This window comes from Microbacterium phycohabitans, from assembly GCF_032464935.1.
GTDB classification, from domain to species: domain Bacteria; phylum Actinomycetota; class Actinomycetes; order Actinomycetales; family Microbacteriaceae; genus Microbacterium; species Microbacterium phycohabitans.
Genome location: NZ_JAWDIT010000002.1, coordinates 746933 through 769226, shown reverse-complemented (window position 1 = coordinate 769226; position 22294 = coordinate 746933). Strand labels below are relative to the sequence as shown.

Sequence of the window (22294 nt, the reverse complement as noted above, 5' to 3'; positions counted from 1 at the left end):
AGTAGCCTGTACGCCATGACTTTCACGCAGGAGGGCGCGCGCGCCGATCTCGTCTCGGCCCCGGGCTCCGAGTGGTGGCGCACCGCCGTCATCTATCAGATCTACCCCCGCTCCTTCGCCGACGCCTCGGGCGACGGCCTGGGCGACCTGCCCGGCGTCACCGCTCACCTCGACGACCTGCGCGACCTCGGGGTGGATGCCATCTGGCTGAGCCCCTTCCAGACCTCGCCGCAGAAGGACGCGGGCTACGACGTCGCCGACTACCGCGATGTCGACCCGATCTTCGGCACCCTGGCCGACTTCGACGCGATGCTGGCGGGCGCGCACGAGCGCGGCATCCGGGTCATCGTCGACCTCGTGCCGAATCACTCCAGCGATCAGCACGTGTGGTTCCAGGAGGCGCTGAAGGCCGCCCCCGGCAGCCCCGAGCGCGCGCGGTACATCTTCCGCGACGGCAAGGGCGAGAACGGCGAGCTCCCCCCGAACAACTGGGAGAGCGTGTTCGGCGGTGGCATGTGGAAGCGCGTCACCGAGGCCGACGGCACGCCGGGGCAGTGGTACCTCCACATCTTCGACGAGAGCCAGCCCGACTTCGACTGGACCAACGACGAGGTGCGCGCGGAGTTCCGCGACGTGCTGCGCTTCTGGCTCGACCGCGGGGTCGACGGGTTCCGCGTCGACGTCGCGCACGGCCTCATCAAGGCCGAGGGCCTGCCCGACTACACCCCCGACCCCGACGGCGGATCGATGGGCGGCGACGCCGCCGAGGTGCCGTACTGGGGCCAGTCGGGCGTGCACGAGGTGTGGCGCGAGTGGCACGAGGTGCTCGCCCAGTACGACGGCGACCGCGCGCTGTGCGCCGAGGCGTGGCTGCCGACCGTCGCGCAGACGGCGCTGTGGGTGCGGCCCGACGAGATGCACCAGGCGTTCAACTTCCACTACCTCGAGACCGACTGGGATGCCGCGGCCCTGCGCGCCGTGATCACGGACTCGCTCGACGAGTACGGCGCCGTCGGCGCCCCCAGCACCTGGGTGCTGTCGAACCACGACGTCGTGCGCCACGCCTCGCGCCTCGCGCTGACCGCCGAGAACCCGCAGGGCGCCGGCATCGGCCCGAAGTCACCCGGCAAGCCCGACCCCGTGAAGGGTCTGCGCCGCGCCCGCGCCGCGACCTCGCTCATGCTGGCCCTCCCCGGTTCGTCGTACCTCTACCAGGGCGAGGAGCTGGGCCTCCCCGAGGTCATCGACCTGCCCGACGACGCCCGTCAGGACCCGACGTGGTTCCGCACGAACGGCGAGCGCTACGGCCGCGACGGATGCCGCGTGCCCCTGCCCTGGACCGCCGACGCGCCCGCGTACGGCTTCAACGGCACGGGCGAATCGTGGCTCCCCCAGCCCGCCGAGTGGGCGGAACTCGCGTTCGACCAGCAGGTCGACGACCCCTCGTCCACGCTGACGCTCTACCGCGCGCTGCTCTCCGAGCGTCGCGCGCGGAACCTCGGCGCCGGCGACCTGGAGTGGGTCGACGGCTTCGGCGACGACGTCGTGGCGTTCCGCAACGGCTCGCTGCTCGTGGTCGCCAACCTCGGCGAGGACGCCGTCGAGCTGCCCGCCGGAGAGGTGCTCGTCGCGAGCGGCCCCCTCGACGGCGAGCGCCTGCCCACCGACACGACCGTCTGGATCGCGGCGGCCTGAGCCGCGGCATCCGTCCGTTCGACAACGCGCGAGACCGTGGCCGGTATCGATGACGTCGCCCGCGCGGCGGGGGTCTCGACGGCCACGGTCTCGCGGGCGTTGAGCGGGCGCGGGCCCGTCTCGGCCGCCGCGCGGGACCGCGTGCTCGCGGCGGCCGACCGGCTCGGTTACGTGGTGTCGGCTGCCGCGTCGAGCCTCGCTTCGGGGCGCACGCGAGCGGTCGGGGTGGTCGTGCCCTTCCTCGACCGGTGGTTCTTCAGCACCGTGCTGGCGGGTATCTCCGACGCCCTCGTGCGCCAGGGGTACGACATCACGCTCTACAGCGTCAGCACCGATGCGACCGGACGCCGCCGCGTCTTCGACGACCACCTGCGCCGCCGCCGCATCGACGCGGTCATCACGATCGCCCTCGAATTGGATGCCGAGGAGTCGGCGTCGCTGCGCGGCCTCGGTGTTCCGATCGTCGCGATCGCCGGCCCCAATCCCCTGCTGACCACCCTGACGGTCGACGACCTGGCCGTCGGACGCCTCGCGACCACGCACCTGCTCGAACTGGGGCACCGCCGACTCGCGCACATCGGGGCGGATGCCGTGAGGGATGCCGGGGCGACGGTGCCGGGGCTCCGTCGTCGGGGCTTCGAGGAGGCCCTCGCCGAGGCCGGGATCGAGCGAGCGCTGTTCGAGCCCGCCGACTTCACGATCGAGGGCGGATCGGATGCCGCGGACCGGGCGCTCTCGTCGCCCGCCGCGCCGACGGCGATCTTCGCGGCATCCGATGAGATGGCCATCGGTGCGATTCTCGCCGCGCGTGGGCGCGGGCTGCGCGTGCCGGAAGACGTCTCGGTCATCGGCGTCGACGGTCACGAGCTGGGCCGCTGGTTCGGGTTGACCACCGTCGATCAGTTCGCCCGGGGTCAGGGCGAACGCGCCGCCGACGCCGTTCTGGCCGAGCTCGACGGCGCCGAGCCCGCTCGAGGTCGCGGAACCCTGCCGTTCGAGCTGGTCGACCGCGGCTCGACGGCGCCGCCGTCGCGCTGATCCGGCGGACGGCGCATTCCCGTTCCTGCGGGGTGGCGGCGACCGCCTCAAGCGCCGCTGCGAGCGGCCGGCGGAGGTGCAGGCGTGTGGTTCCGGCGAGCGGTCGCCCGGAGGATGAATGCCGCAGACCCGGGACGTCGGTCACCGTAGGACCGGGATTCCGCGACGATCGGGGCGCCGGGCATTGCGGGCCCCGAGCGCCAGGAGCGTCCAGCGGCGCACGGGTCTAGGCCGTTCGCACCCGCGCGCAGAGCCCGGGAACTCGGCTCTCGAAGACCTCGCCCAGGCGTCGCATCTCCGAACCGCTGACCCCGAGGACGCTCGCCAGACCCGCGTGGTCGAGGGAGGCGATGAACTGCGAACCGTCGGTGAAGCACACCCGCAGCTGGGGCGACCACACCCCTCTCCCCCACAGCCGGACGTCCTCGACGTACCCGACACGGTCCCAGGCAGAGATGCGTTCGAGACCGTCCCTCGCGGTCCAGATCCGCAGGTCGTGCTGTCCGATCTGCAGGAAGCCCTCTCCCGTCACATCGCTCTTCCGCCAGTCCCGCCACCCGGAGATCCCGTCGCCGATGGCGGAGGAAGAGAACAGACGGATCTCGGAATCCGGGACGCGGTCGGTCGCCGCGCGGGCCTCGCTGCGAACGGCCGCGAGCTTGCGTGACAGGAGGAGACCCGCGCCGACCACGGGGATCACCCCGAGGGAGATCCAGAAGGCCATCTCGAGGAACCCCTTCGAGAGCGCGACGGCGGACTGGGCGCCCCACGCGGACATCCCCACGATCGCGACAAAGGGAAAGAGGTAGGCCGCCCAGGGGAATCGTCCGACGGGACGAACGATCGTCGCCCACTCGACCACGGTCACCACGTCGGCAGATCCTTTCTCGCGGTGGTCAGCACGCCCACACGCGACATGCGCGAGCCGAGATGAAGGCCCGCGTAGTTCCGCCCGCCAGAGCGAGGCACCCAGCACTGCACACCGAGCCGGCTCGCCTCAGCGCGCGGCGCCCCGCAACGATCCGGTGGTCTGATCGACCGCGGGGTCGTACAGCAGGCACGAGATCTCGCGATCGCCCTCGGCCCACGTCTCTTCGCTCGGCGAGACGAAGGAGTAGGCGAGCGCGGACTGGTCCCACGTGACGCCGACGTAGTCGGGGTAGGCGGCGTCGCATCCCTCGTACGCCGAGGACTCGATCGCGTCGTCACCCGGGAAGGCGCCGTCGTCGAGGAAGAAGCTGCCGAACACTTCGTAGGTGTGCGGCTGCGCGCAGTCGACGAGGTTGGAGGGCGAGATGAAGCCGCTCGGGATGTCGTCGAGGCACGCGCCCACGGCGAGCGTGTAGAGGTCGCCGGGCGCCTGCTCGCTCGGGCCGATGGTCACGCCGCCGTCCCCCGGCTCCGCGGGCAGGTCGAACGGGTCGGCCGACGAAGCGGCGACACCCGCGCCGAGGATCGCGAACAGCACGAAGGCGACCGTGGCGAGGATCGTGAGGACCGTGATGACGCCGCCCGCGATGATCCCGCCGATCGCGAGACCGCGGCCTTTCTCACCCGTGCGCTTGATCTGCGCGAGGGCGACGGCACCGGCGATGATCCCCCCGATCGGCAGTACGAAGCCCATGATGATCGCGGCGATTGCCACGCCGTTCGTCCGTTCGGGATTCCCGGATGCCGCGCCCGGGGCGTACGGCGATATTCCCGCTGTGGAGGGCGGCATTGCGGGAGCGTAGGCCGAGCCCGACGGCGCGGGAGCTCCGGGGTAGCCCGGGTAGCCGGGGTATCCGTTCTGGGATGCGGGTTCCGCCGCGGTGTAGGGCGGGGCGGGAGCTGCCGGCGGCACGGGTGCCCCCGAGTCGGCGGGAGCCGTCGGGGCGGCCGCTGCGGGCCAGCTCGGGGTGGGCGCTCCGGTGGCGTCGCCGGAGGGAGGAGCCGCGGCATCCCGTGCCTCCGGCCCGGTGGGGCCGGCGGGAGTCGAGACTCCCTCGGCGCCGACGAGGAACCCCTGGGATGCGAGGCGCGCGCCGGCGAGGTGTGCGGCTTCGCGGACGACGTCTCCCACCTTCGCGGCGCCGACCGCCCCTCCCTTGAGGAATCCGCCGGCGGCCGAGTGCTCGAACGAGGCGAGCGCGCCCTCGGCGGTCTCCGTGACGTGCACGTCGAACCGCACGTGCATGTCCTGACCGGCGAACGCCCCCGCGACGAGCGTCGTGCCCAGGCTGCCCCGTGAGACGTCGAGCGATCCGCTCGGGGTCGACTGCACGGAAAAGCCCTGCTCCGTGAGGGCGGCCGCGACCGCATCGCGGGCACGGTCGACGGGCAGGGTGAGACGAAGCTCGGCTGTGGCCATGTGGGGTGCTCCCGGGTGTCACGCACCGTGAGACTCACAGCGCGCGTCCAGGCTAGACCCGTCGAGCGATGACGCGACACCGCCGACCCCCGCCGAGGAACGACGGGACGGGGCCGGGCCGTCGCCGGCCCGGCCCGAGCCCGCGTCAGCGGATGCGACCCACCAGGTCGTCGCGCGTCAGGGTGTCGGCCTCCGCCAGCACCGAGCGGGCGGCATCCCGGGCCTCTTCGACGTTCCACAGCAGCACGCCCACGACACGGTCGTCGTCGAGGTAGTAGACGACGCCGCGGTCGGCGTCGATCCAGTCCTCCACCGTCTCGAGCGAGGAGTCGAGCGTTCCGACGGCCTCGTACCGGATGCCGAAGACCGCGGAGTAGTAGTACGGCGTGTGCGTGTACGGCTCGGCGGCACCGGCGAGGTTGCGGCCCGCCGCCTTGCCCTGCTCGTTGGCGTTGTCGACGTGCTCGACCCGGCGGCGTCCGAGCAGGCGGTCCGGATAGCTCGCGACGTCGCCCGCGGCGTACACGTCGTCACCCGAGGTGCGCAGCTGCGCGTCCACGTGCACCCCGTCGTCGACCGCGAGGCCGGCCTTGTCGGCCAGGTCGGTGGCCACCTCGATGCCGAGACCGCTCACGACGGCGTCGGCGCGCACCTCGTCGCCGTTCTCGAGCGCGAGCGTGACGCCGTCGGCATCCGCCGTTCCGCCCTCGACCTTCGACCCCGCCACGATCTCGACGCCCGCGTCGCGGAAGAGCTTCTCGAAACGCTCCGCGAGCGCGGCGGGGAAGACCGCGTCGCCCAGCACCGCGCCGGTGTGGATGAGCACCGTGTCGACGCCGTTCTGCACGAGTGCCGCCGCGAGCTCGGAGCCGATGTACCCGCCGCCGACGACCGCGATGCGATCGACGTCTTCAGCGAGGGAGCGCAGTCGCCGATAGTCCTCGGCGGTGCGGAACGACAGCGCCCGCTCCCCGTTCGAGCTGTCGTCGATGGGGAGGGGCACGGGCTTGCCCCCGGTCGCGAGCAGGAGCTTGCCGTACGAGAAGGTCTCGCCGTCGGCATCCACTTCGTGCGCGTCGGGGCGGATGGCCGTGGCGCGCGTGCGCAGACGGATGTCGGCGCCCGTGTCGGAGGCGGTGCCCAGCGGCACCTTGTCCCACGTGAACTCGTCGTCGGTCCACAGCTTCTTGCTGAGCGCGGGGCGCGTGTACGGCTCGTCGACGTCGTCGCTCAGGATGCCGATCGATCCGTCGGCGTCGATCTCGCGGATGCCGCGCGCGGCGGTGTCGGCGACCATCCCGCCGCCGACGATGAGGTAGTCGAAGTGTGTCGTCGTCATGCGCCTAGCGTCGCCGCCGGACCTGACCGCACCGGACGGCTTGCGAGCGTCGGCGGCATCCGGTAGCGCGGTGCGTCTCGGGTCTCCGGTGGGTCGGGCACCGCCTGACCGGGTCGGGCGAGGTGGACCCCGTCGCGAGCCGACCTGGGCCGCGCCTCACGACAGCCTGACGTCGGTTCCGTCACCCGATGGGTGGGTGGGTGGCGGGTGAAATATCTAGCGATCGAGCTAGATATTAGGTAGAGAGTTCTAGAGTTGCGTCGTGCTTCACGAGCTGAATCCCTTCCGTCCCGGCGCAGGAGTGCGCCCACCTGAATTGGTCGGCCGGCAAGCGGAAATCGATCTCGTCGATCTCATGGTCGCGAAAAGTCGCGCGCGTCGGAACGACGGCGGTCTGATCACCTACGGGCTGCGCGGGGTGGGCAAGACCGTGCTCTTGAACGAACTGCACAGAAATGTCGATCAGGCCGGCTGGGTGACGGTGCAGTTCGAAGCTCGCCCCGGGGCCGCCGGCAAGCTCGTATCGCGCCAGTCCCTCGCGCGAGGCGTCGCGATGGCGGGTCGCAAAATGGCGCGTTTCCGGACGGCGGTGGCCGACGTCAGAGCGGCTGTGTCGACTGTTTCCTCATTCGCGCTGACCGTGGCGGGAGTGTCTGTGAACCTGGGGGTAGAGCCGTCAGACCACCGCGCCAACTCGGGGCTCATCGAGGTCGACCTCGAAGAGCTCGTCGCGGATCTCGCCGAACCGTTGCAGAAGAACCACAGCGCGCTGGCAATCTTCGTCGACGAGATGCAAGACCTCGACGGCGACCTCCTGACGGCCCTTCTCGCGGTCCAGCACAAAGCGACGCAGGCGGATTGGCCCTTCTACGTCATCGGTGCAGGCCTCCCCACCCTGCGGCGCACCCTGGCCGAAGCACGGTCGTACTCCGAGCGGTTCGCCCTCCATGAGGTGGGCGCACTCTCGCCCTCATCCGCGACAGAGGCAGTCATCCGACCAGCGGAGCAATTGGGGGCCAGATTCTCCTCGGAGGCTGTCGCCGCGATCGTGGACGAAGCGCAGGGGTATCCCTTCTTCCTCCAGACGTATGGCAAAGCCGTGTGGGACCTCACGCCCGACCGGCACATCGACCTCGAGATCGCGCGCGCGGGAATCGCTGAGGGGAACGCCGACCTCGACCAAGGGTTCTTTCCCGCCCGGTGGGATCGAACAACGCCCTCGGAACGGCAATACCTCCGCACCATCGTCGCGGTCGGCGGCGAGGTCGCCAGCACCGCCGCCATCGCCGACCACTTGCACGTGGCTCCCGCCTCCCTCAGCCCCGCGAGGCAATCTCTCATCGAGAAGGGAATCATCTACGCCGAGCGCCGCGGCTACGTCAGTTTCACCGTCCCGAATATGGACCGGTTCATTCGGCGGCAACCCGATATCGAAGACTGAACAGCGGAACCTCCCCGGCGCACGCTCATGCCCCGAACTAGGCTCGGGGCATGAGCGTCGACCTCGAAAGCCTCTACACCGACCTGCACACCCACCCGGAGCTGTCGTTCCAAGAGACGAGGACGGCGGGCGTCATCGCGCGCCACCTCGCCGATCTCGGCCTCGAGGTCGAGGAGGGCGTCGGACGCACCGGCGTGGTCACGAAGATCGACAACGGTCCCGGTCCCGTCGTGTGGCTGCGCGCCGACATGGACGGCCTCCCCGTCGAGGAGCAGACCGGCCTCGCGTACGCCAGCACCGCCCGGGGCACCGACCCCGCCGGAAACGCCGTGCCCGTCATGCACGCGTGCGGGCACGACATGCACGTCACCGCGCTCATCGGCGCCCTGGAGCGGCTCGTCGCCACCACGTCGGAGTGGTCGGGGACGGTCGTTGCGGTGTTCCAGCCCGCCGAAGAGTACGGCGCGGGCTCGCAGGCGATGATCGCCGACGGCGTGCTCGAGCGCTACCCGAAGCCCGACATCGTGCTCGGCCAGCACGTCACGCCCCTGCCCGCGGGCGTCATCGGCGTGCGCCCGGGCACCCAGATGGCGGCATCCGACGGGCTCACCGTCGTGCTGCACGGTCGCGGCGGTCACGGCTCGCGTCCGCACTCGACCATCGATCCGGTCGTCATGGCCGCCGCCACCGTGATGCGCCTGCAGACCGTCGTGTCGCGCGAGGTCGACCCGCGCGACGTCGCCGTCGTCACGGTCGGCTCGATCCACGCGGGGCTGAAGAACAACATCATCCCGGCCGAGGCGAAGCTCGAGCTGAGCCTGCGCTATCCCGACGACGCGGCGCGCGAGCGCGTGATGACGAAGGTCGAGCGCATCATCCGCGCCGAGGCCGCGGCATCCGGGGCCGAGCAGGAACCCACGATCAGCACCGACCACACCCTCCCGCCCACCATCAACGACCCGGATGCCACCTCCCGCCTGACGGCCGCGTTCCGACGGGCGTTCGGCGAGGGCGGCGTGGTCGACCCGGGCATGTTCACCGGCAGCGAGGACGTGTCGTGGTTCGCCCGCGAGTCGGGCGCGCCCCTGGTGTTCTGGTTCTGGGGCGGCGTCGACCCGCAGAAGTTCGCGGATGCCTTGGCCGGCGGCACGATCGAGCGCGACATCCCCACCAACCACTCGCCGTTCTTCGCCCCGGTGATGCAGCCCACGATCGACCGCGGGGTCGAGAACCTCGTGGTGGCGGCGCGGGAGTTCCTGGGCTGAGTCCCCGCGGTCGTATCCGTCGAGTGTCCAAAACACGCCGCAGGGGTCTCGCGCGATGCGGCGTGTCTTGGACACTCGCCCGGTCATTTGATGCCGCTGCGCGCGAAGCCCGCCACGAAGTACCGCTGGAACACCAGGAAGACGATCGCGATCGGCACCACGTTCAGCAGCGCGTAGGCCATCGTCGCTCCGTAGTCACTGCCGAACTGCCCCTGCAGGTACAGCAGGCCGATCGGCAGGGTGAACAGGCGGTTCTCGCGCAGGGCGATCAGGGGCCAGGCGAAGTCGTTCCACGACGACAGCAGACTCATGAACACCAGCACCGCGATCAGCGGCTTCGACAGCGGCAGCACCACCCGGGTGAACGTCTGCAGGTGACCGGCACCGTCCAGGCGGGCGGCCTCGATGAGCTCCCGCGGGATGCCGAGCATGAACTGCCGCGCGAGGAAGAGTCCGAACGCGGATGCCGACACCGGCAGGATCACCGCCCAGTAGGTGCCGTACAGGCCCGTCGCCGTGACGATGCGGAACAGCGACACCATGATCACCTGCACCGGCAGCACGAGGGTCGCAAGCGCGAGGAAGAACAGCGCCGTCGACCCGCGGAAGCGCAGCTGCGCGAAGGCGTACCCGGCGAGCAGGCTCGTCGTCACCGAGATGAGGGTGACCACCACCGCGATCGCGACGGAGTTGCCGAACCAGGTCGCCACCGGGAACGATGCGAACACCCGCTCGAAGTTCTCGAGAGTGACCTCGCGCGGCCACAGGCGCAGCTCGCGACCGCCCAGCAGCTCGGCGCGCGACGAGAACGCCACGGCCAGCATCCAGTACAGCGGCGAGATGGCGGCCAGCCCGATCACCGCCACGATGAGCGTGCGCACCAGCATCCCGCCGCGACGCGACCGGGTGGCGGCCCGCCGGCCGGCGCTCGCTGTGGGCGGTGCGACGGGAGACACGGACGGCATCCGCTCGTCGACGCTCACTCGACCACGTCCTTCGTGCGGGAGGCGCGGTACTGCGCCGCGGCGAACACGAGGGCGAAGACGAACAGCACCATGCCGATCGCGGCGGCGTAGCCCTGGTCACGCGTGACGAAGCCGGTCTCGTACGCGTAGGTGACCAGCACCGACGTGGCCCCACCGGGGCCCCCGCCGGTGAGCACGAACACGATGTCGAACACCTGGAACGAGAAGATGACGTTCAGCACGACGAGGAAGAACGACGTCGGTCCCAGCAGCGGCACCGTCACGTTGCGGAAGCGCTGCAGCCGATCCGCCCCGTCGAGGGTCGCCGCCTCGTAGAGGTCGGGGCCGATGCCCTGGAGTCCCGCGAGGTAGATCAGCATGTTGAACCCCGTGCGCCACCACACGGTCGCCAGCACGATGGTCGCGAAGGCCGGAACGGCATCGGATTGCCAGGTGACCGGCGAGAGCCCCACCGCGGTCAGGATGCGATTCAAAATGCCGGAGTTCTGATCGAACACGAGCACCCCGATGAGCGCCGTCGCCACACCCGACACCGCCATCGGAAGGATCAGCATCGACCGCCAGAGCGGTCGGGCCGGCAGCGCCGAGTTCAGCAGCGTCGCCGCGATCAGCCCCAGGAGCATCGACAGGGGGGTGACGAGCGCCGTGAACAGCACGGTATTGCCCAGTGCCCGCCAGAACAGCGGGTCGCCGGCGAGCCGAGCGTAGTTGTCGAGACCGGTGAAGGTGCCCGCGCCGAATCCGTCGGTGCGCTGCAGGCTCACCAGGAACGCGCCCACGAGGGGCACGAGCACGAACACCAGCAGCAGCAGGTAGTTCGGCGCGAGGAATCCGTAGGCCGCGAGGGCCTCGCGCCCGGCGCCGGGGCGGCGGGTGCGCGGACGCTCCCCCCGCTCCGGGCGGTCCGGTCTCGAGAGGCCCGGCCGCGCGAGCGCGGTCTCAGCCACCGGTGGCCGCCCCGATGCCCGACTGCAGGTTCGTCACCGTGGTCGCGGCATCCTGTGCTCCGGTGAAGGCGAGGTCGAGCTGCTGCTTGAGCACCGGGATGATCGCCGACATCGATGGGCTCGCCACCTGGGCGACGTCCTGCGGCTGCACGAGGGCCGCCTGACCCGCGAAGACGGGCGCGAGCTCGGGACGCACGTCGAACTCGAGCTGGTCGTTCAGCAGATCGGCGCGCGTGGGGAGCAGGGATGCCGCGCGGCAGAAGTCCCGCATGGGATCGGCGTCGGTCACGAACTCGAGGAAGGCCGCGGCCAGTTCGGGCTGCTGCGTGTTCGCGGTCGCGACGAGCGCGTTACCGCCGAAGTCGCTGCCCGCGCGGACGTTGCGCGGAGCGTAGGTCGCCGTCCATTCGAAGTCGGCGGTGGTGTCGGCATCCGGGATCTGGAAGGCCCCCGACCACACCATCGCGACCGACTGCGAGAACCACGACTCGGCGGCGTAGCTCGAGGAGGCGATGGTGTTGTTGGCGGGCACGTAGTTCTTCGTGAAGAAGGAGCTCGAGAACTCCACCGCCTCACGCGCCGCGTCGGAATCGATCGCCGGGGTCTTCTGGTCGGACTCCAGGAACGCGCCGTCGGACTGGAACAGCAGGCTGAGCCAGCGGGTCACGCCGTTGCCCTGCCAGTTGTACGCCCACGGCCAGCGGTCGGCGGAGAGTCCGCTGCGGAGCCGCTCGCCGAGGGCGTCGAGCTGCTCCCACGTCCACGCATCTTCCGCCGAGGTGGGGATCTCCGACGGGTCGATCCCCGCCTGGCGGAACAGGTCGAGGTTGACCAGGATCGCCGAGGTGTCGGTGTGGTGCGGCAGGCCGAAGGTGCCGTCGCCGTTCTGCACGGCCGCCCAGGCCTGCGGGGTGAACTGGCCCTGGCGGTCGGCGGAGAGCAGCGGCTTCAGGTCGAGCAGCTGCCCGCGACCGGCGTACGCGCCGAACGTGTAATACGGCACGCGGAAGATGTCGGGCGGGTTGCCCGCCTGCAGCTGCGCGTCGATGTTCGTGAACATCTGCTCGTAGGGCACAGCGTTCAATTCCACCGTGGCACCGTCGTTCGCGGCCTCGAAGGCGGCGATCGCGGCACGGAAGCCGGCGAGCTCGGCATCCGTCCCCCAGGTGGTGAAGGTGAGGGTGCCCTGCCGTTTCTCGGCGGGCGCGGACTGGACGAAGCCGCAGCCGGCGAGAAGCAGGGGCAGCGCGAGCGCCCCCGATCCGGCGAGGAAGGTACGGCGGGTGACGGGCATGACGGACTCCGATCGTTGGTTCGCAACGAGGAGCGGACGCCGGGGCTGCGCTGCTACTCGGGGGCGACGGTACGCTCCCGGTCAGCGGGTTTCAGGGGGTTGCGGAATCGGTGAAGTCCTGGTCGGAGCGGTCTCCGGCGGGAAGTCCAGCCCTGTATCCGCGACCGCGGGCGCGCGTACCGTGACCGTCGTGACGTTCAACGACAATGCCCGCGTCGGCGGGAATTCGGCCAAGCGGCGCGGCGGCACGGTCGCGGCCGTCGGCGGCGGCGCGGTGGGCCTCGGCGCGATCGTGGTGCTCCTGATCTCGGCGTTCACCGGCACCGATCTCACCGGGCTGCTCGGTGGAGGGGCGCCCGCCGCCCCGCAGAGCGGTGGCGAGTCCATCGCGAACTGCTCGACCGGACAGGATGCCAACAACGACGACACCTGCCGCCTCGCGGCCGCGACCCTCAGCATCGACCAGTTCTGGCAGGAACGCCTCGACGGCTACCGCCAGCCGCAGCTGATCATCGTCGACCAGGCGACCTCGAGCTCGTGCGGGACGGCGTCGAACGCGACGGGGCCGTTCTACTGCCCGCCCGATGAGACCGTGTACGTCGACCCGACGTTCTTCTCGATTCTGCGGGAGCAGTACGACACCACCGCCGGGCCCCTGGCCCAGCTCTACGTGCTCGCGCACGAGTACGGCCACCACGTGCAGAACCTGACCGGGGTGATGGACCAGTACCCGAACAACGGCACCGGGCCCGACAGCAACGGCGTGCGCACGGAGCTGCAAGCCGATTGCTACGCCGGCGCCTGGGTCGCCGCGGCCGGCGAACAGGTCGACGAGAACGGCACGCCCTACCTGCAGCCCCCGACCGACCAGCAGATCACCGACGCCCTGTCGGCGGCGGCCGCGGTGGGCGACGACCACATCCAGGCCGAGGCCGGCCAGGTGACCAATCCCGAGAGCTTCACGCACGGCTCGAGCGAGCAGCGCACGCGGTGGTTCGACGCCGGCAGGCAGGGCGGAGTGAACGCCTGCGACACGTTCTCGGTGCCCGGCGGGAGCCTGTAGGCCGCGGCATCCGGGCCGTGTCGCACTGCGCCGCGAACCGTCGCGCGGACTCCGACGCCGACACCCCGGCATCCGGATGCCACCACCCGGCGCGTCGTGACCGAACTCCGCACGACGGCACGCCCCCGAAGCCACGGAACGACGAGCACACCCGCCACACGGACCCCGCGAACCGTCGCGCGGACTCCGACACCGACACCCCGGCATCCGGATGCCACCACCCGGCGCGTCACAGTCGACCTCCGCGTGACGGCCCGCCCGCCGCGGACGCCCGTCGGCGGGCGGAACCGCCTCAGTCCTCGCGGCTCCGCGTGCGCAAGATGATGACGATCAGGATGCCGACGATGACCACGGCACCGCCGCCCGCGAGAAGTCCGATCGTCAGGCCCGACATACCGGCCGAGGTCGGGGTGTCGGTCGAAGGCGCGGCCTCCCCCGCACCGACGGCGGCGGCGCACGGGGACTCCTCCGCCCCCGACGAGACGCTCTCGCCGGTGTAGGTGAACGGGATGACGCCCGAGACGGGGTGACCGTCGGACGACACCGCGCGCCACTCGACCTGATAGTCGCCGGGGGCGCCGAGCGCGACCGAGGTCGTCAGCGTGGGACCGGCGAGCTCCGCGCACGCGCTCTCGTAGTGCCGCCCGTCGGGGCCCACCACGATGACGAGGTTGCCGCCGTCGGTACCGAGCAGGTTGGCGCTGAAATCGAGGGTGACCTCCGACAGCGACGAAACGCTGTCGCCCTCGGCGGGCGTCGAGGAGACGAGGCTGTCGTGCGCCGAGGCGGCCGTGGCCCCGCCCAGGGCGGCGGTCATCGCCGCAGCGATCACCGCCGCCCCGGCGAGAACGCGACGCAGCGCGTTGCGGGAGCGCATGCTCACGCGCGCTTCGGACGACGCGCGAAGGCGAGGGCGCCGAGCACGGCACCGGCCGCGGCGACCACCAGGGCGGCGATGCTGAGGCCCAGGGCGACGCCCGACGAGGGATCGCTCGTCGTGGCGCTCGCCTCGCTCGAGTGATCGTCCGTTGCGGACGACGTCGACGTCGAGGTGCCGTGGCTGTGCTCGGCGGTCGGCGGGGTGTCGTTGATGTAGAGCACCGGCGCGGGCTCGAGCGTGTCGTCGGCCGCGACCTCGTCGGGCGTCGCGGCCCAGTCGACGACCTCCCCGTCGGAGTAGGTCTGGGTCGCCGGCAGCAGCAGGTGGCCGGTGTCGGGCACCGGTCCGAGCACGGCCGAGAAGATCTGGAACTGGTCCTGACCGATGCCGACCCCGGGGTCGGCCTGCCAGACGATCTTCAACGCCGCATCCGAGATGGTGTTGCCGTCGACCTCGACCGGCGCGGGCAGGGCGCCCTTCTCGACCGTGGCGGTCCAGCCGGGGACGGGCTCGACGAGCACCGCGCTCAGCGGGGTGTCGGTGGGCAGGGCGACCTCGACCTTGACGGTGGATGCCGTCTCGGACTCGGTGGGAACACGGAAGTTCACCGTCGCGTAGCTGCCGGGAGTGGCCGTGTTGGGGTTGACGGTGACGTGCGCCGAGGCCGCCAGGGGGACGGCGACGGCGAGTGCCGCGCCGGCGGTGAGCCCGATGAGGGCACGACGAAGAGTGGTCTTGCGAGACATGGATGCTGCTTTCTGAAAAGGGCGTGCCGATCAGACGGACGCGCCGAAGATGAGGGTGTCGAGGATCACGCCGCGCGCGGCGGACCCCGGTGCCTCATCGGCGACAACACCGTCATCGCCCTCGTCAGAAGCGGAGCGGCGGGCGCGGGGAGCACGGCATCCGTCTCCGGCCCGAGGCCGAGCACAGGCCGCAGGGCCCGGACGGCCGCCACGAGGAATCGCACGATCGCGCGCGCCGCCTGCTCCCCGCGCCCCAGCGCGAGGATCGTGACGACCGCGGCGAGAGCGTGCGCAGCCCACATCCACGGCGAGTGCGCCGCGTGGGCCGCAGGCAGGTGCGCGGACGCCGAGGCATCGAGCAGCAGCGCGGCTCCCCCGTGATGCCCGCCGGTCGCCGCCACCCCGTCCCCGCGCAGATCGAGCGCCAGGATGCCGTGGAACAGCGCCTGGCTCAGCACGACGGCGATCGACAGGCGCCACCACGACATCGAGCGCCCCGCGAGCATGACGCACACGGGGGCGGCGAGGCACAGCGCGATCGCGACGTTCAGTGCGGGCGGCAGCGCCGCGCCGACCGAGGCGTGGGAGACGGTCGCGATGAAGGTCGCGACAGCGGCCGCGGCGATACCGCGTCCCGCGCGCTGGGCGCGCCCTGCTCTCGACGACATGCGACTCCTTCTCACCCACCCTATTCGGCGCGCGGCGCGGTTCGACGGGGGTGGTCCGTCATCGAGACAGGTCGGTGGGCGCGCGGGCGCCGCGGCCGAGCACAACGGCGGGTTGCCATCGCGACGCGCCGGGTGACGGCATCCGGGAACGGCGTGTCAGACGAGATCCCCGCCGTTATGCACGCGCGAGGCCGCGCAGGTCACGTCGAGCCGGAGCGCAACGCCTCCCACGCGTCGTGCGCGGCGTCGGCGAGCAGGTCGACGTCGGGCACGGCGGCCGGATCGACGCAGAACCCCACGCCGAGCCACCGGTCATTCGAGATCGCGGCGACGCGCAGCGCGTGCCGGGGGCCCGGCTCCGACGACGTGTAGACGTGTCCCACGCGGCGACCCGCGACGGCCACCGCCACCCGCGGACCGGGAACGTTCGAGATCGCGAGGGCGAACTCGCGCGGGTCGTCGGCGAGGCCGCGCGCCAGGGTTCCGAGGGGTCCCGCCGACGCGAGCGCCTGGAAGAGTTCGTCGAGCGCCCGGGCGTCGCGGCCCTTCTTGCGCGCGCGCATCTCGGCGCTCAGCAGGTCGAGACGCCGCAGGTCGTCGGGCTCGTGCAGGTGCAGGCCCACGTCGACGAACGAGTCGCGATTGCCGGATGCCGCGGCATCCTCCCCCTCCTCGTGCAGGCTCACGGGAACCTGGGCGTTCACGCGCGGCGTGTGGCCGTGGTGGAGGAGCCGCCGCCGCAGCGCCCCCGCGATCACGGCGAGGAGCACGTCATTAACCGTCGCGTGCGTGGAGCGCGAGGCGCCGACGGCCCGTGCCTCCGCGAGGGGCACGTCGACGAAGGCCAGGGCGCGGCGCGCGGTGAGCGGGCGATCGAACGGCGAGTGCGAGCCGGGGTGCCCGAGCTCGCGGGCCAGGGTCACCGGCATCCGCTCCCATTCACTCCAGCGCGTCGGGCGCGCAGCGGGATCGCGGATGCCGACCTCGTGCGCCGGGGCGTCGTGGGGCTCGAAGACCACCGTCTCGAGGAAGCGCACGGCGGTCAGCCCGTCGGCGAGCGCGTGGTGCAGGCGCACTGCGACGGCCTCGCGTCCGTCGTCGAGCGGGCCGATGAGGTCGATCGTCCACAGTGGTCGCGAGCGGTCGAGGGGCTCCGACATGAGTCGCCCGACGACCGCGCGCAGGGCCGCCGGGTCGTCGGCCGCGTATCGTCGGACGTGCTCCGCGACCTCGACCTCGCCCACGTCGACCCACGTCGGGCCGTCGTCGTCGTCGACCACGACCTGGCGACCGCGGGGGAAGGCCGGCAGGCGCTCGGCGACGCTCGCGCGAAGCGCCGCGAGATCGACCGCCTCGCCCGGCTCGAGCACGAGCAGCTTGAGGGCGTGGCCGCGCACCACGTCGGACTCCAGCGCCAGGATGCGGGCGTCCGCCGGCGACAGCGGCTCTCTCATGCGGTCACGCTAGCGCGACGGGTGATGCGGCGGGGCCCCCTCGTCGGGCGGGCCGTCTCCGCGGGGCTGGCGGTACCCCTCCCCTCGGTCACCGGCAATCGGAGACGGCGTCCCCGCACGGTTGCGGACCGCGTGCGCAGGACCCCGGCATCCGCCGAGGCTCTCCCGTAGGGTGATCGCATGAGGAGGGCAACGGCGATCGCGACCGGGGTGTCGCTCCTCGTCGTGGGAGGGCTCGTCGCCCTGGCCGCCCCCGCCGTGTCAGCCGCAGTCGCGCAGGTGACATCGATCGCCGCGGCGGTGGCCGCCCCGTCTCCGACCGGGATCACGGCATCCGATTCGCAGGACGCCGACACCGGCGCCGGTCCCGCCGGGCTCGGAGACGACTACGTGGACGTCGGCAACGGCGTCAGCATCCCGCGGAACGACCCCGAGGGATGCGACGCCCCGCGGTGGCTCCACTTCGGCAGGATGAGTGCGAGCCTCAACGGCGACCTGACCGACCGCGGCCCGCGCGAGCTCGCCGCGGGCCCCGTAGCAGTCGACGACGACGGGGTCGTCAGGGCCTACACCGTCGAACCGGGCGACTCCCTCTATGCGATCGGTGACCGTTTCTGCATCGCCAACCCCCTGGCCATCGCCGATCTCAACCACACGCGCGTGATCCAGCCCGGCGATGTGCTGCTCCTGCACCCCGACGAATCCCTTCCGTGGATCCCCTTCTTCAGCCCGCCCGATGCCCCCGGGGGGTACCAGCAGATCCCGTATCAGCGGGCCGTCGAGGCGATGAGAGTCGCCGCCCATGCCGACGATCTCGACGCGATGCGCGTGATCTTCCGCGACGATCTGGCGGGACTCTTCCCCGTGGCCGACGATGCCGACGTGATCGCCCGCGCTCTCGACGACGGGGATCTTCGTGCTCTCCGCCAGATGTTCGCCTGACCCTCCTCCCCGCTGCGGCGTCGGCGGCTGGCTACGGTCGACGCATGGACGATCTGCACGACACCGATTCGGCCCTCGCCTACGGCGGCGGGATCCTGCGCGGCGAGCGCGTACGGCTGAGGGCGACCACGGATGCCGACCTCGACCCTCTCGTCGATTGGTGGCGCCGAGATGATTCCGCCGTCCTGCAGCAGGGCGGCGTGCAGCACCGGCCCGTGGCATCCGTGCGGGAGATGTTCCAGGCGTGGAGCCGCAACGACTCCGCCGGCGGCGCGGGCTTCAGCGTCGACGACGAGGACGGTCACCTCATCGGCCACGCCACGCTGTGGGGAGGGAGCCTGCCGGCACGCGTCGCGACCTTCGCGATCATCCTCGGCCCCGACGCGGTCGGCCGCGGCTACGGGACGGATGCCACCCGCACGATGCTCCGCTACGCCTTCGACGAGCTGGGCCTGCACAAGGTCGAGCTGCGGGTGTGGGCCTTCAACACGCGGGCGATCCGGGCCTACGAGAAGGCGGGGTTCGTGCGTGAGGGACTGCGCCGAGCCGTGGCGTTCCACGGGGGCCGCTTCCACGACGAGGTGCTGATGGGCGTGCTGGCCGAGGAGTTCGCCGCGAACCGGTGACGTCCATCGGGATCGTCAGATCCAGGGCCGCAACTCGGTGTCGATGTCGCGCCGCTCGTGCAACACGCGGTGGACGCGGACGGCATCGTCGTCGCAGGTGTAGAAGAGGAGGAAGGGGAAGCCCTCCGCTCCGATGGCGCGAAGGCCGGGGATGCCGGTGCGCACCTCGGCCGTCGCCGACCCGGATAAGGGGAATGTTGCGAGGCGGCGAGTCGCCTGCTCCAGGGCGTCGATGAAGCGAGACGCCGTCTCGAGATCGGCCTGGTCCCGATAGTGCTCGACGGCTCGAGCGATGTCGACGTCGGCTGCGCGAGACGTGACGACCCGGGTCACGACGGGTCGTTCACGCGCGCTCGAAGCGTCCGGAAGTAGTCGGCGTTCATCTCCGAGCCCTCACCGGACCGCATCCCCTCCAGGACCGCCTCGCGAACGACGGCGTTCTCTCGGTCCCGGCGGATGAGTTCCCGCACGTACTCGCTGCTGGACGCGAACGAGTGCGAACTCACCTGAGCATCGGCGAAAGCCCGCAAGTCGTCGGGGAGCGAGATGTTCATGGTGGCCACGAAGCCAGTTTATCCACGCATGGCAATCTTTGTCATGGGCGGAGGTTCCCCCGAGTCGGCGACGCCCCGTCGACCGACGGACTCACCACCCCCGCGCGATCGTCGACCAGGCGACGGCGCCCGATCCACCCGGTGAGGCCGCGTCCGTCGGGCCACACGACCACGAGGGCTCCGGTGGCCAGAGCCAGCGCGAAGGCCGACAGAGACCACGGGGCGGGGAGCCCGGCGAGCACGACGTAGAACCCGGCCCCCGTGAGGAACCGCAGCGGCCTCGCCACCCAGGCCGGGAGCACCCCGTTCGTGAAGCGCACGCGCGTGGCCAGGTCGCCGACGGAGCGGCCCGTCGCGAGCACGGTCACCAGCCACACCGCGGCCGACGAGACGGTTCCCGCGAGCGAGGCCACCTCGTCGGTCGAGAAGGTCGCGGCATCGCCCAGGGCGAGGGCGATCACCGCCTGCACGGTCACCGAAACGGCGAAGCCCACGAGCCACACGCCCACGACGTCGCACGCGATGCCCAGCAGCCGACGGCGACGGGTCACCGGACGGGGGTGCTCGGCATCCGGGGTCTTCTGCGCTCCCCGATGATGCGTGGGCACCGCGAAGGCGAGGAGCGAACCCAGCAAGGCCCCCGACGTGTTGGCGATCAGGTCGTCGACGTCGAAGACGCGGTACGCGCACGGGAAGATCCCCCAGACGCCGGTGAGCTGCGTCGTCTCGATGATCCCCGAGACGACCAGACCCGCCAGCCCCGCGATCAGGATGCCGCGCCCGCCGAGCACCCGCAGGAAGAAGCCCAGCGGGAGGAAGAGGAGCACGTTCAGCGCCACCTGCAGCACGACGGGATCGGTGAGGTAGCGCCCCGAGACGGCGACGGCGGAGCGGATCTCGTCGACGAACTCGAACGGCCGGAGGTTGACGCCCGCGCAGCGGTAGACCTCGGCATCCGGCAGGGGGATGAGCGTGTAGGTCCAGATCGCCCAGAAGTACACCGCGGCGCCCGCCCACAGCGTCGTGCGCCACAGCGTCAGTCCCCCGCGGCGGCGGTAGCTGAGGGCGACGAACGGCACGAACGCCAGCACCGCGACGACCGCGCCCGCGAAGATGGCGAGCAGGCCCGACCCGACGATGTTGTGCACTCCGCGAGCATAGGGAATGCGGGCAGACGTCCACGTTCACCCCCCGGTTCTTGCGGGCGACCGCAGCACGGCGGTGAGCTGTGACCGCACGACGGCCTTCACCTCTTCCGGGGTGTCGTCGAGGTGGAGGGTCGCCGTCATCGTGACGTGGATGATCGCCGTGATGACCCGCGCCAGGGCGGTGTGCGCGTGCTGATCGACGTCGGGGAGCATGCGCAGGAGGTCGACGATGGATGCCTCCAGCCGCCAGGCCTCGGCCAGGCCCGCGCTCCGATGCTGCTCCCGCGGGTCGCCGAAGACCAACTCGTGCAGGTACTGACGACCGTTCTCGGGCTGTTCGCGCACGCAGTCGATGACGGGCGAGAGGAGAGCCATGACCTGGTCCTCCGTCGACGCGCCGCTCAGCGATGGTGATCCGGATGCCGCGAGGCCGTCGTCGATGGCGGCGCGGAACTTCTCGTTCTGCACCATGATGAGCAGCTCCGCCTTGGTCGCCGCGTACCGGAACAGCGTCCCGATCGCGATGTCCGCGCGTTCGGAAACCTCCTGGGTGGTGACGCGGCTGACCCCGCGCTCCGCGAAGAGGGACCGCGCCGCATCCAGGATGCGCTTCCGCTTGTCGGCCATCGCTTTCTCACGTCGTCCGACCGAACCGGATTGCGGTTTCATGTCGCCTCCTTGACTCTTGACTGAGTTGAGTCAATAATGAGTCTACTCGCAAAGCGGGAAGCTTCCCGGATGCCGGGCATGGCGCGGTCTCGCAGCACCCGGCCGCCGTCACCGGCCGGATCCGATCTTTCCTGCGCGCCTGACGCAGGACCCGAACCCCTCTCCCAGAAAAGGAATACCGGAATGCGTGCATTCGTCATCGACGGCTACAAGAAGCCCCTCCACGAAGCAGACGTCCCCGAGCCCACCGTCGGCCCGAACGACGTCCTCATCGCGGTGGCGGCGGCCGGGCTCAACGGCCTGGACGAGCGGATCCGCGTCGGCGACTTCAAAGCGTTCCTCCCCTACCGACCGCCGTTCACGCTCGGCCACGACGTGGCGGGGACGGTGATCCGGGTGGGTGCGCAGGTGCGCTCCTTCTCGCCCGGCGACGAGGTGTTCTCCCGGCCGCGCGATCACCGGATTGGCACCTTTGCCGAGCGCATCGCGGTCGACCAGGCGGATGTCGCCCGCGTCCCCTCCTCGATCGATCTCGTCGAGGCGGCATCCCTTCCCCTCGTCGCCCTGACCGCGTGGCAGGCCCTCGTCGAGAAGGGCCGGGTGAAGGGCGGGCAGAAGGTAATCATCCACGGTGGGGCCGGGGGTGTCGGGACGATCGCCATCCAGCTGGCGAAGCACCTCGGCGCAGAGGTGGCGACGACCACCTCGGCGAAGAACGCGGAGTTCGTACGCTCCCTCGGCGCCGACGTCGTGATCGACTACGCCCGCCAGGACTTCTCGGCGGAGCTGTCGGGGTACGACTTCGTGCTCGACAGCCTCGGCGGTGAGAACCTGGCGAAGTCGCTGCGGGCGCTGCGCCCCGGCGGTATGGCCGTCGGCATCGCCGGCCCGCCGACGCCCGCGTTCGCCCGGCAGATCGGCCTGAACCCGGTTCTGCGTCTCGTGACCGGCGCGCTGAGCAGGAAGGTCAACGCGCAGGCGAAGAAGCTCGGCGTCACCTACGAATTCCTCTTCATGCGCTCCGACGGCGAGCAGCTACGGAAGATCGCCGACCTCGTGGATGCCGGGGCGATCCGCCCGATCGTCGGCGCCACGTCGCCCTTCGACGACGCGCCGAAGGCTCTCGAGTCACTGCACCGCGGTGGCATCCGCGGAAAGTCCGTCCTCCTCGGCGCGTGACCCCCTCCCC

At 71.2% G+C, this 22294-nt stretch carries 22 protein-coding genes; 8 read left to right on the top strand and 14 right to left on the bottom strand.

All coding sequences use genetic code 11. The features are described from left to right. Positions 1 to 15: 15 nt before the first annotated feature. Together RWH44_RS07980 and RWH44_RS07975 are read left to right on the top strand one after the other, a co-directional pair. Positions 16 to 1695, top strand: a complete 1680-nt coding sequence (locus tag RWH44_RS07980; protein WP_316004156.1) for a glycoside hydrolase family 13 protein — start codon at positions 16 to 18, stop codon at positions 1693 to 1695. 36 nt (positions 1696 to 1731) lie between these two features. Continuing rightward, positions 1732 to 2733 carry a LacI family DNA-binding transcriptional regulator gene (locus RWH44_RS07975; protein ID WP_316004155.1) on the top strand — a complete coding sequence of 334 codons (1002 nt, stop codon included), beginning with the start codon at positions 1732 to 1734 and terminating at the stop codon, positions 2731 to 2733. 226 nt (positions 2734 to 2959) lie between these two features. Here the strand turns inward: RWH44_RS07975 and RWH44_RS07970 are convergent, their stop codons facing one another. The 3 genes from RWH44_RS07970 to RWH44_RS07960 all read right to left on the bottom strand — a co-directional run bounded on the left by RWH44_RS07970 (position 2960) and on the right by RWH44_RS07960 (position 6422). Beyond that, a complete protein-coding gene (locus RWH44_RS07970; protein ID WP_316004154.1) occupies positions 2960 to 3604 on the bottom strand; it encodes a hypothetical protein in 645 nt (214 codons plus the stop codon). A 126-nt stretch (positions 3605 to 3730) separates the two neighbouring features. Then, complete coding sequence (locus tag RWH44_RS07965; RefSeq protein WP_316004153.1) at positions 3731 to 5083, bottom strand: DUF4190 domain-containing protein; 1353 nt, start codon at positions 5081 to 5083, stop codon at positions 3731 to 3733. Between the two features lie 145 nt (positions 5084 to 5228). After that, positions 5229 to 6422, bottom strand: coding sequence for an NAD(P)/FAD-dependent oxidoreductase (locus RWH44_RS07960; protein ID WP_316004152.1), 1194 nt, complete (start codon positions 6420 to 6422; stop codon positions 5229 to 5231). 262 nt (positions 6423 to 6684) lie between these two features. On the opposite strand from RWH44_RS07960, the gene RWH44_RS07955 reads away from it, so the two are divergent. Together RWH44_RS07955 and RWH44_RS07950 are read left to right on the top strand one after the other, a co-directional pair. Continuing rightward, positions 6685 to 7863, top strand: a complete 1179-nt coding sequence (locus RWH44_RS07955) for a DUF8462 domain-containing protein (RefSeq protein WP_298870381.1) — start codon at positions 6685 to 6687, stop codon at positions 7861 to 7863. A gap of 50 nt (positions 7864 to 7913) precedes the next feature. Beyond that, entirely contained in the window at positions 7914 to 9128 is a 1215-nt protein-coding gene (locus RWH44_RS07950) for an amidohydrolase (protein ID WP_316004151.1), read from the top strand. Between the two features lie 83 nt (positions 9129 to 9211). Here RWH44_RS07950 and RWH44_RS07945 read toward each other — a convergent pair whose 3' ends face one another. The 3 genes from RWH44_RS07945 to RWH44_RS07935 form a co-directional block, all read right to left on the bottom strand. Beyond that, positions 9212 to 10015 (bottom strand): carbohydrate ABC transporter permease, encoded by an 804-nt coding sequence (locus RWH44_RS07945; RefSeq protein ID WP_316004150.1) that lies wholly within the window; start codon positions 10013 to 10015, stop codon positions 9212 to 9214. A 92-nt stretch (positions 10016 to 10107) separates the two neighbouring features. Then, complete coding sequence (locus RWH44_RS07940) at positions 10108 to 11061, bottom strand: carbohydrate ABC transporter permease (RefSeq protein ID WP_316004149.1); 954 nt, start codon at positions 11059 to 11061, stop codon at positions 10108 to 10110. Beyond that, complete coding sequence (locus RWH44_RS07935; RefSeq protein WP_316004148.1) at positions 11054 to 12355, bottom strand: ABC transporter substrate-binding protein; 1302 nt, start codon at positions 12353 to 12355, stop codon at positions 11054 to 11056. The genes RWH44_RS07940 and RWH44_RS07935 overlap by 8 nt, the downstream gene beginning before the upstream one ends. 190 nt (positions 12356 to 12545) lie before the next feature. On the opposite strand from RWH44_RS07935, the gene ypfJ reads away from it, so the two are divergent. Next, the gene (gene ypfJ / locus RWH44_RS07930) at positions 12546 to 13418 is read left to right on the top strand and encodes a KPN_02809 family neutral zinc metallopeptidase (RefSeq protein WP_316004147.1); all 873 of its coding nucleotides are present in this window, start codon (positions 12546 to 12548) and stop codon (positions 13416 to 13418) included. A gap of 292 nt (positions 13419 to 13710) precedes the next feature. On the opposite strand, the gene RWH44_RS07925 is transcribed toward ypfJ, so the two are convergent. From RWH44_RS07925 to RWH44_RS07910, 4 genes are all read right to left on the bottom strand, one after another. Then, the gene (locus tag RWH44_RS07925; RefSeq protein ID WP_316004279.1) at positions 13711 to 14295 is read right to left on the bottom strand and encodes a copper resistance CopC family protein; all 585 of its coding nucleotides are present in this window, start codon (positions 14293 to 14295) and stop codon (positions 13711 to 13713) included. A 2-nt stretch (positions 14296 to 14297) separates the two neighbouring features. Next, on the bottom strand, positions 14298 to 15044 hold the full coding sequence (locus tag RWH44_RS07920; protein ID WP_316004146.1) for a YcnI family copper-binding membrane protein: 747 nt from the start codon (positions 15042 to 15044) through the stop codon (positions 14298 to 14300). 65 nt (positions 15045 to 15109) lie between these two features. Next, positions 15110 to 15712, bottom strand: a complete 603-nt coding sequence (locus RWH44_RS07915; protein ID WP_316004145.1) for a hypothetical protein — start codon at positions 15710 to 15712, stop codon at positions 15110 to 15112. Between the two features lie 200 nt (positions 15713 to 15912). Further along, the gene (locus tag RWH44_RS07910) at positions 15913 to 17166 is read right to left on the bottom strand and encodes a wax ester/triacylglycerol synthase domain-containing protein (protein ID WP_316004144.1); all 1254 of its coding nucleotides are present in this window, start codon (positions 17164 to 17166) and stop codon (positions 15913 to 15915) included. A gap of 180 nt (positions 17167 to 17346) precedes the next feature. Between RWH44_RS07910 and RWH44_RS07905 the strand changes: the two genes are divergently transcribed. Further along, the gene (locus tag RWH44_RS07905; RefSeq protein ID WP_316004143.1) at positions 17347 to 18108 is read left to right on the top strand and encodes a LysM peptidoglycan-binding domain-containing protein; all 762 of its coding nucleotides are present in this window, start codon (positions 17347 to 17349) and stop codon (positions 18106 to 18108) included. 44 nt (positions 18109 to 18152) lie between these two features. After that, entirely contained in the window at positions 18153 to 18734 is a 582-nt protein-coding gene (locus tag RWH44_RS07900; RefSeq protein WP_316004142.1) for a GNAT family N-acetyltransferase, read from the top strand. A 15-nt stretch (positions 18735 to 18749) separates the two neighbouring features. Here the strand turns inward: RWH44_RS07900 and RWH44_RS07895 are convergent, their stop codons facing one another. The 4 genes from RWH44_RS07895 to RWH44_RS07880 are packed head-to-tail and all read right to left on the bottom strand — an operon-like array spanning position 18750 to position 21105. Further along, positions 18750 to 19067, bottom strand: coding sequence for a type II toxin-antitoxin system RelE/ParE family toxin (locus tag RWH44_RS07895; protein WP_316004141.1), 318 nt, complete (start codon positions 19065 to 19067; stop codon positions 18750 to 18752). After that, positions 19064 to 19288 (bottom strand): type II toxin-antitoxin system ParD family antitoxin, encoded by a 225-nt coding sequence (locus RWH44_RS07890; protein ID WP_316004278.1) that lies wholly within the window; start codon positions 19286 to 19288, stop codon positions 19064 to 19066. Before RWH44_RS07890 ends, RWH44_RS07895 begins: the two co-directional genes overlap by 4 nt. A 41-nt stretch (positions 19289 to 19329) precedes the next feature. Then, positions 19330 to 20436, bottom strand: coding sequence for a VanZ family protein (locus RWH44_RS07885; protein ID WP_316004140.1), 1107 nt, complete (start codon positions 20434 to 20436; stop codon positions 19330 to 19332). A gap of 36 nt (positions 20437 to 20472) precedes the next feature. Further along, a complete protein-coding gene (locus RWH44_RS07880; protein ID WP_316004139.1) occupies positions 20473 to 21105 on the bottom strand; it encodes a TetR/AcrR family transcriptional regulator in 633 nt (210 codons plus the stop codon). Between the two features lie 183 nt (positions 21106 to 21288). Here RWH44_RS07880 and RWH44_RS07875 point away from each other — a divergent pair, with 183 nt between their 5' ends. Further along, a complete protein-coding gene (locus RWH44_RS07875; protein ID WP_316004138.1) occupies positions 21289 to 22284 on the top strand; it encodes an NADP-dependent oxidoreductase in 996 nt (331 codons plus the stop codon). The last annotated feature ends 10 nt before the right edge of the window (positions 22285 to 22294 follow it).

Coding starts and splice junctions, on each gene's coding strand:
- RWH44_RS07980 (WP_316004156.1), top strand. CDS start 16: ATGACTTTCACGCAGGAGGGCGCGCGCGCCGATCTCGTCTCGGCCCCG.
- RWH44_RS07965 (WP_316004153.1), bottom strand. CDS start 5,083: ATGGCCACAGCCGAGCTTCGTCTCACCCTGCCCGTCGACCGTGCCCGC.
- RWH44_RS07960 (WP_316004152.1), bottom strand. CDS start 6,422: ATGACGACGACACACTTCGACTACCTCATCGTCGGCGGCGGGATGGTC.
- RWH44_RS07950 (WP_316004151.1), top strand. CDS start 7,914: ATGAGCGTCGACCTCGAAAGCCTCTACACCGACCTGCACACCCACCCG.
- RWH44_RS07945 (WP_316004150.1), bottom strand. CDS start 10,015: ATGCTGGTGCGCACGCTCATCGTGGCGGTGATCGGGCTGGCCGCCATC.
- RWH44_RS07935 (WP_316004148.1), bottom strand. CDS start 12,355: ATGCCCGTCACCCGCCGTACCTTCCTCGCCGGATCGGGGGCGCTCGCG.
- RWH44_RS07925 (WP_316004279.1), bottom strand. CDS start 14,295: ATGCGCTCCCGCAACGCGCTGCGTCGCGTTCTCGCCGGGGCGGCGGTG.
- RWH44_RS07920 (WP_316004146.1), bottom strand. CDS start 15,044: ATGTCTCGCAAGACCACTCTTCGTCGTGCCCTCATCGGGCTCACCGCC.
- RWH44_RS07915 (WP_316004145.1), bottom strand. CDS start 15,712: ATGTCGTCGAGAGCAGGGCGCGCCCAGCGCGCGGGACGCGGTATCGCC.
- RWH44_RS07910 (WP_316004144.1), bottom strand. CDS start 17,166: ATGAGAGAGCCGCTGTCGCCGGCGGACGCCCGCATCCTGGCGCTGGAG.
- RWH44_RS07905 (WP_316004143.1), top strand. CDS start 17,347: ATGAGGAGGGCAACGGCGATCGCGACCGGGGTGTCGCTCCTCGTCGTG.
- RWH44_RS07900 (WP_316004142.1), top strand. CDS start 18,153: ATGGACGATCTGCACGACACCGATTCGGCCCTCGCCTACGGCGGCGGG.
- RWH44_RS07890 (WP_316004278.1), bottom strand. CDS start 19,288: ATGAACATCTCGCTCCCCGACGACTTGCGGGCTTTCGCCGATGCTCAG.
- RWH44_RS07880 (WP_316004139.1), bottom strand. CDS start 21,105: ATGAAACCGCAATCCGGTTCGGTCGGACGACGTGAGAAAGCGATGGCC.
- RWH44_RS07875 (WP_316004138.1), top strand. CDS start 21,289: ATGCGTGCATTCGTCATCGACGGCTACAAGAAGCCCCTCCACGAAGCA.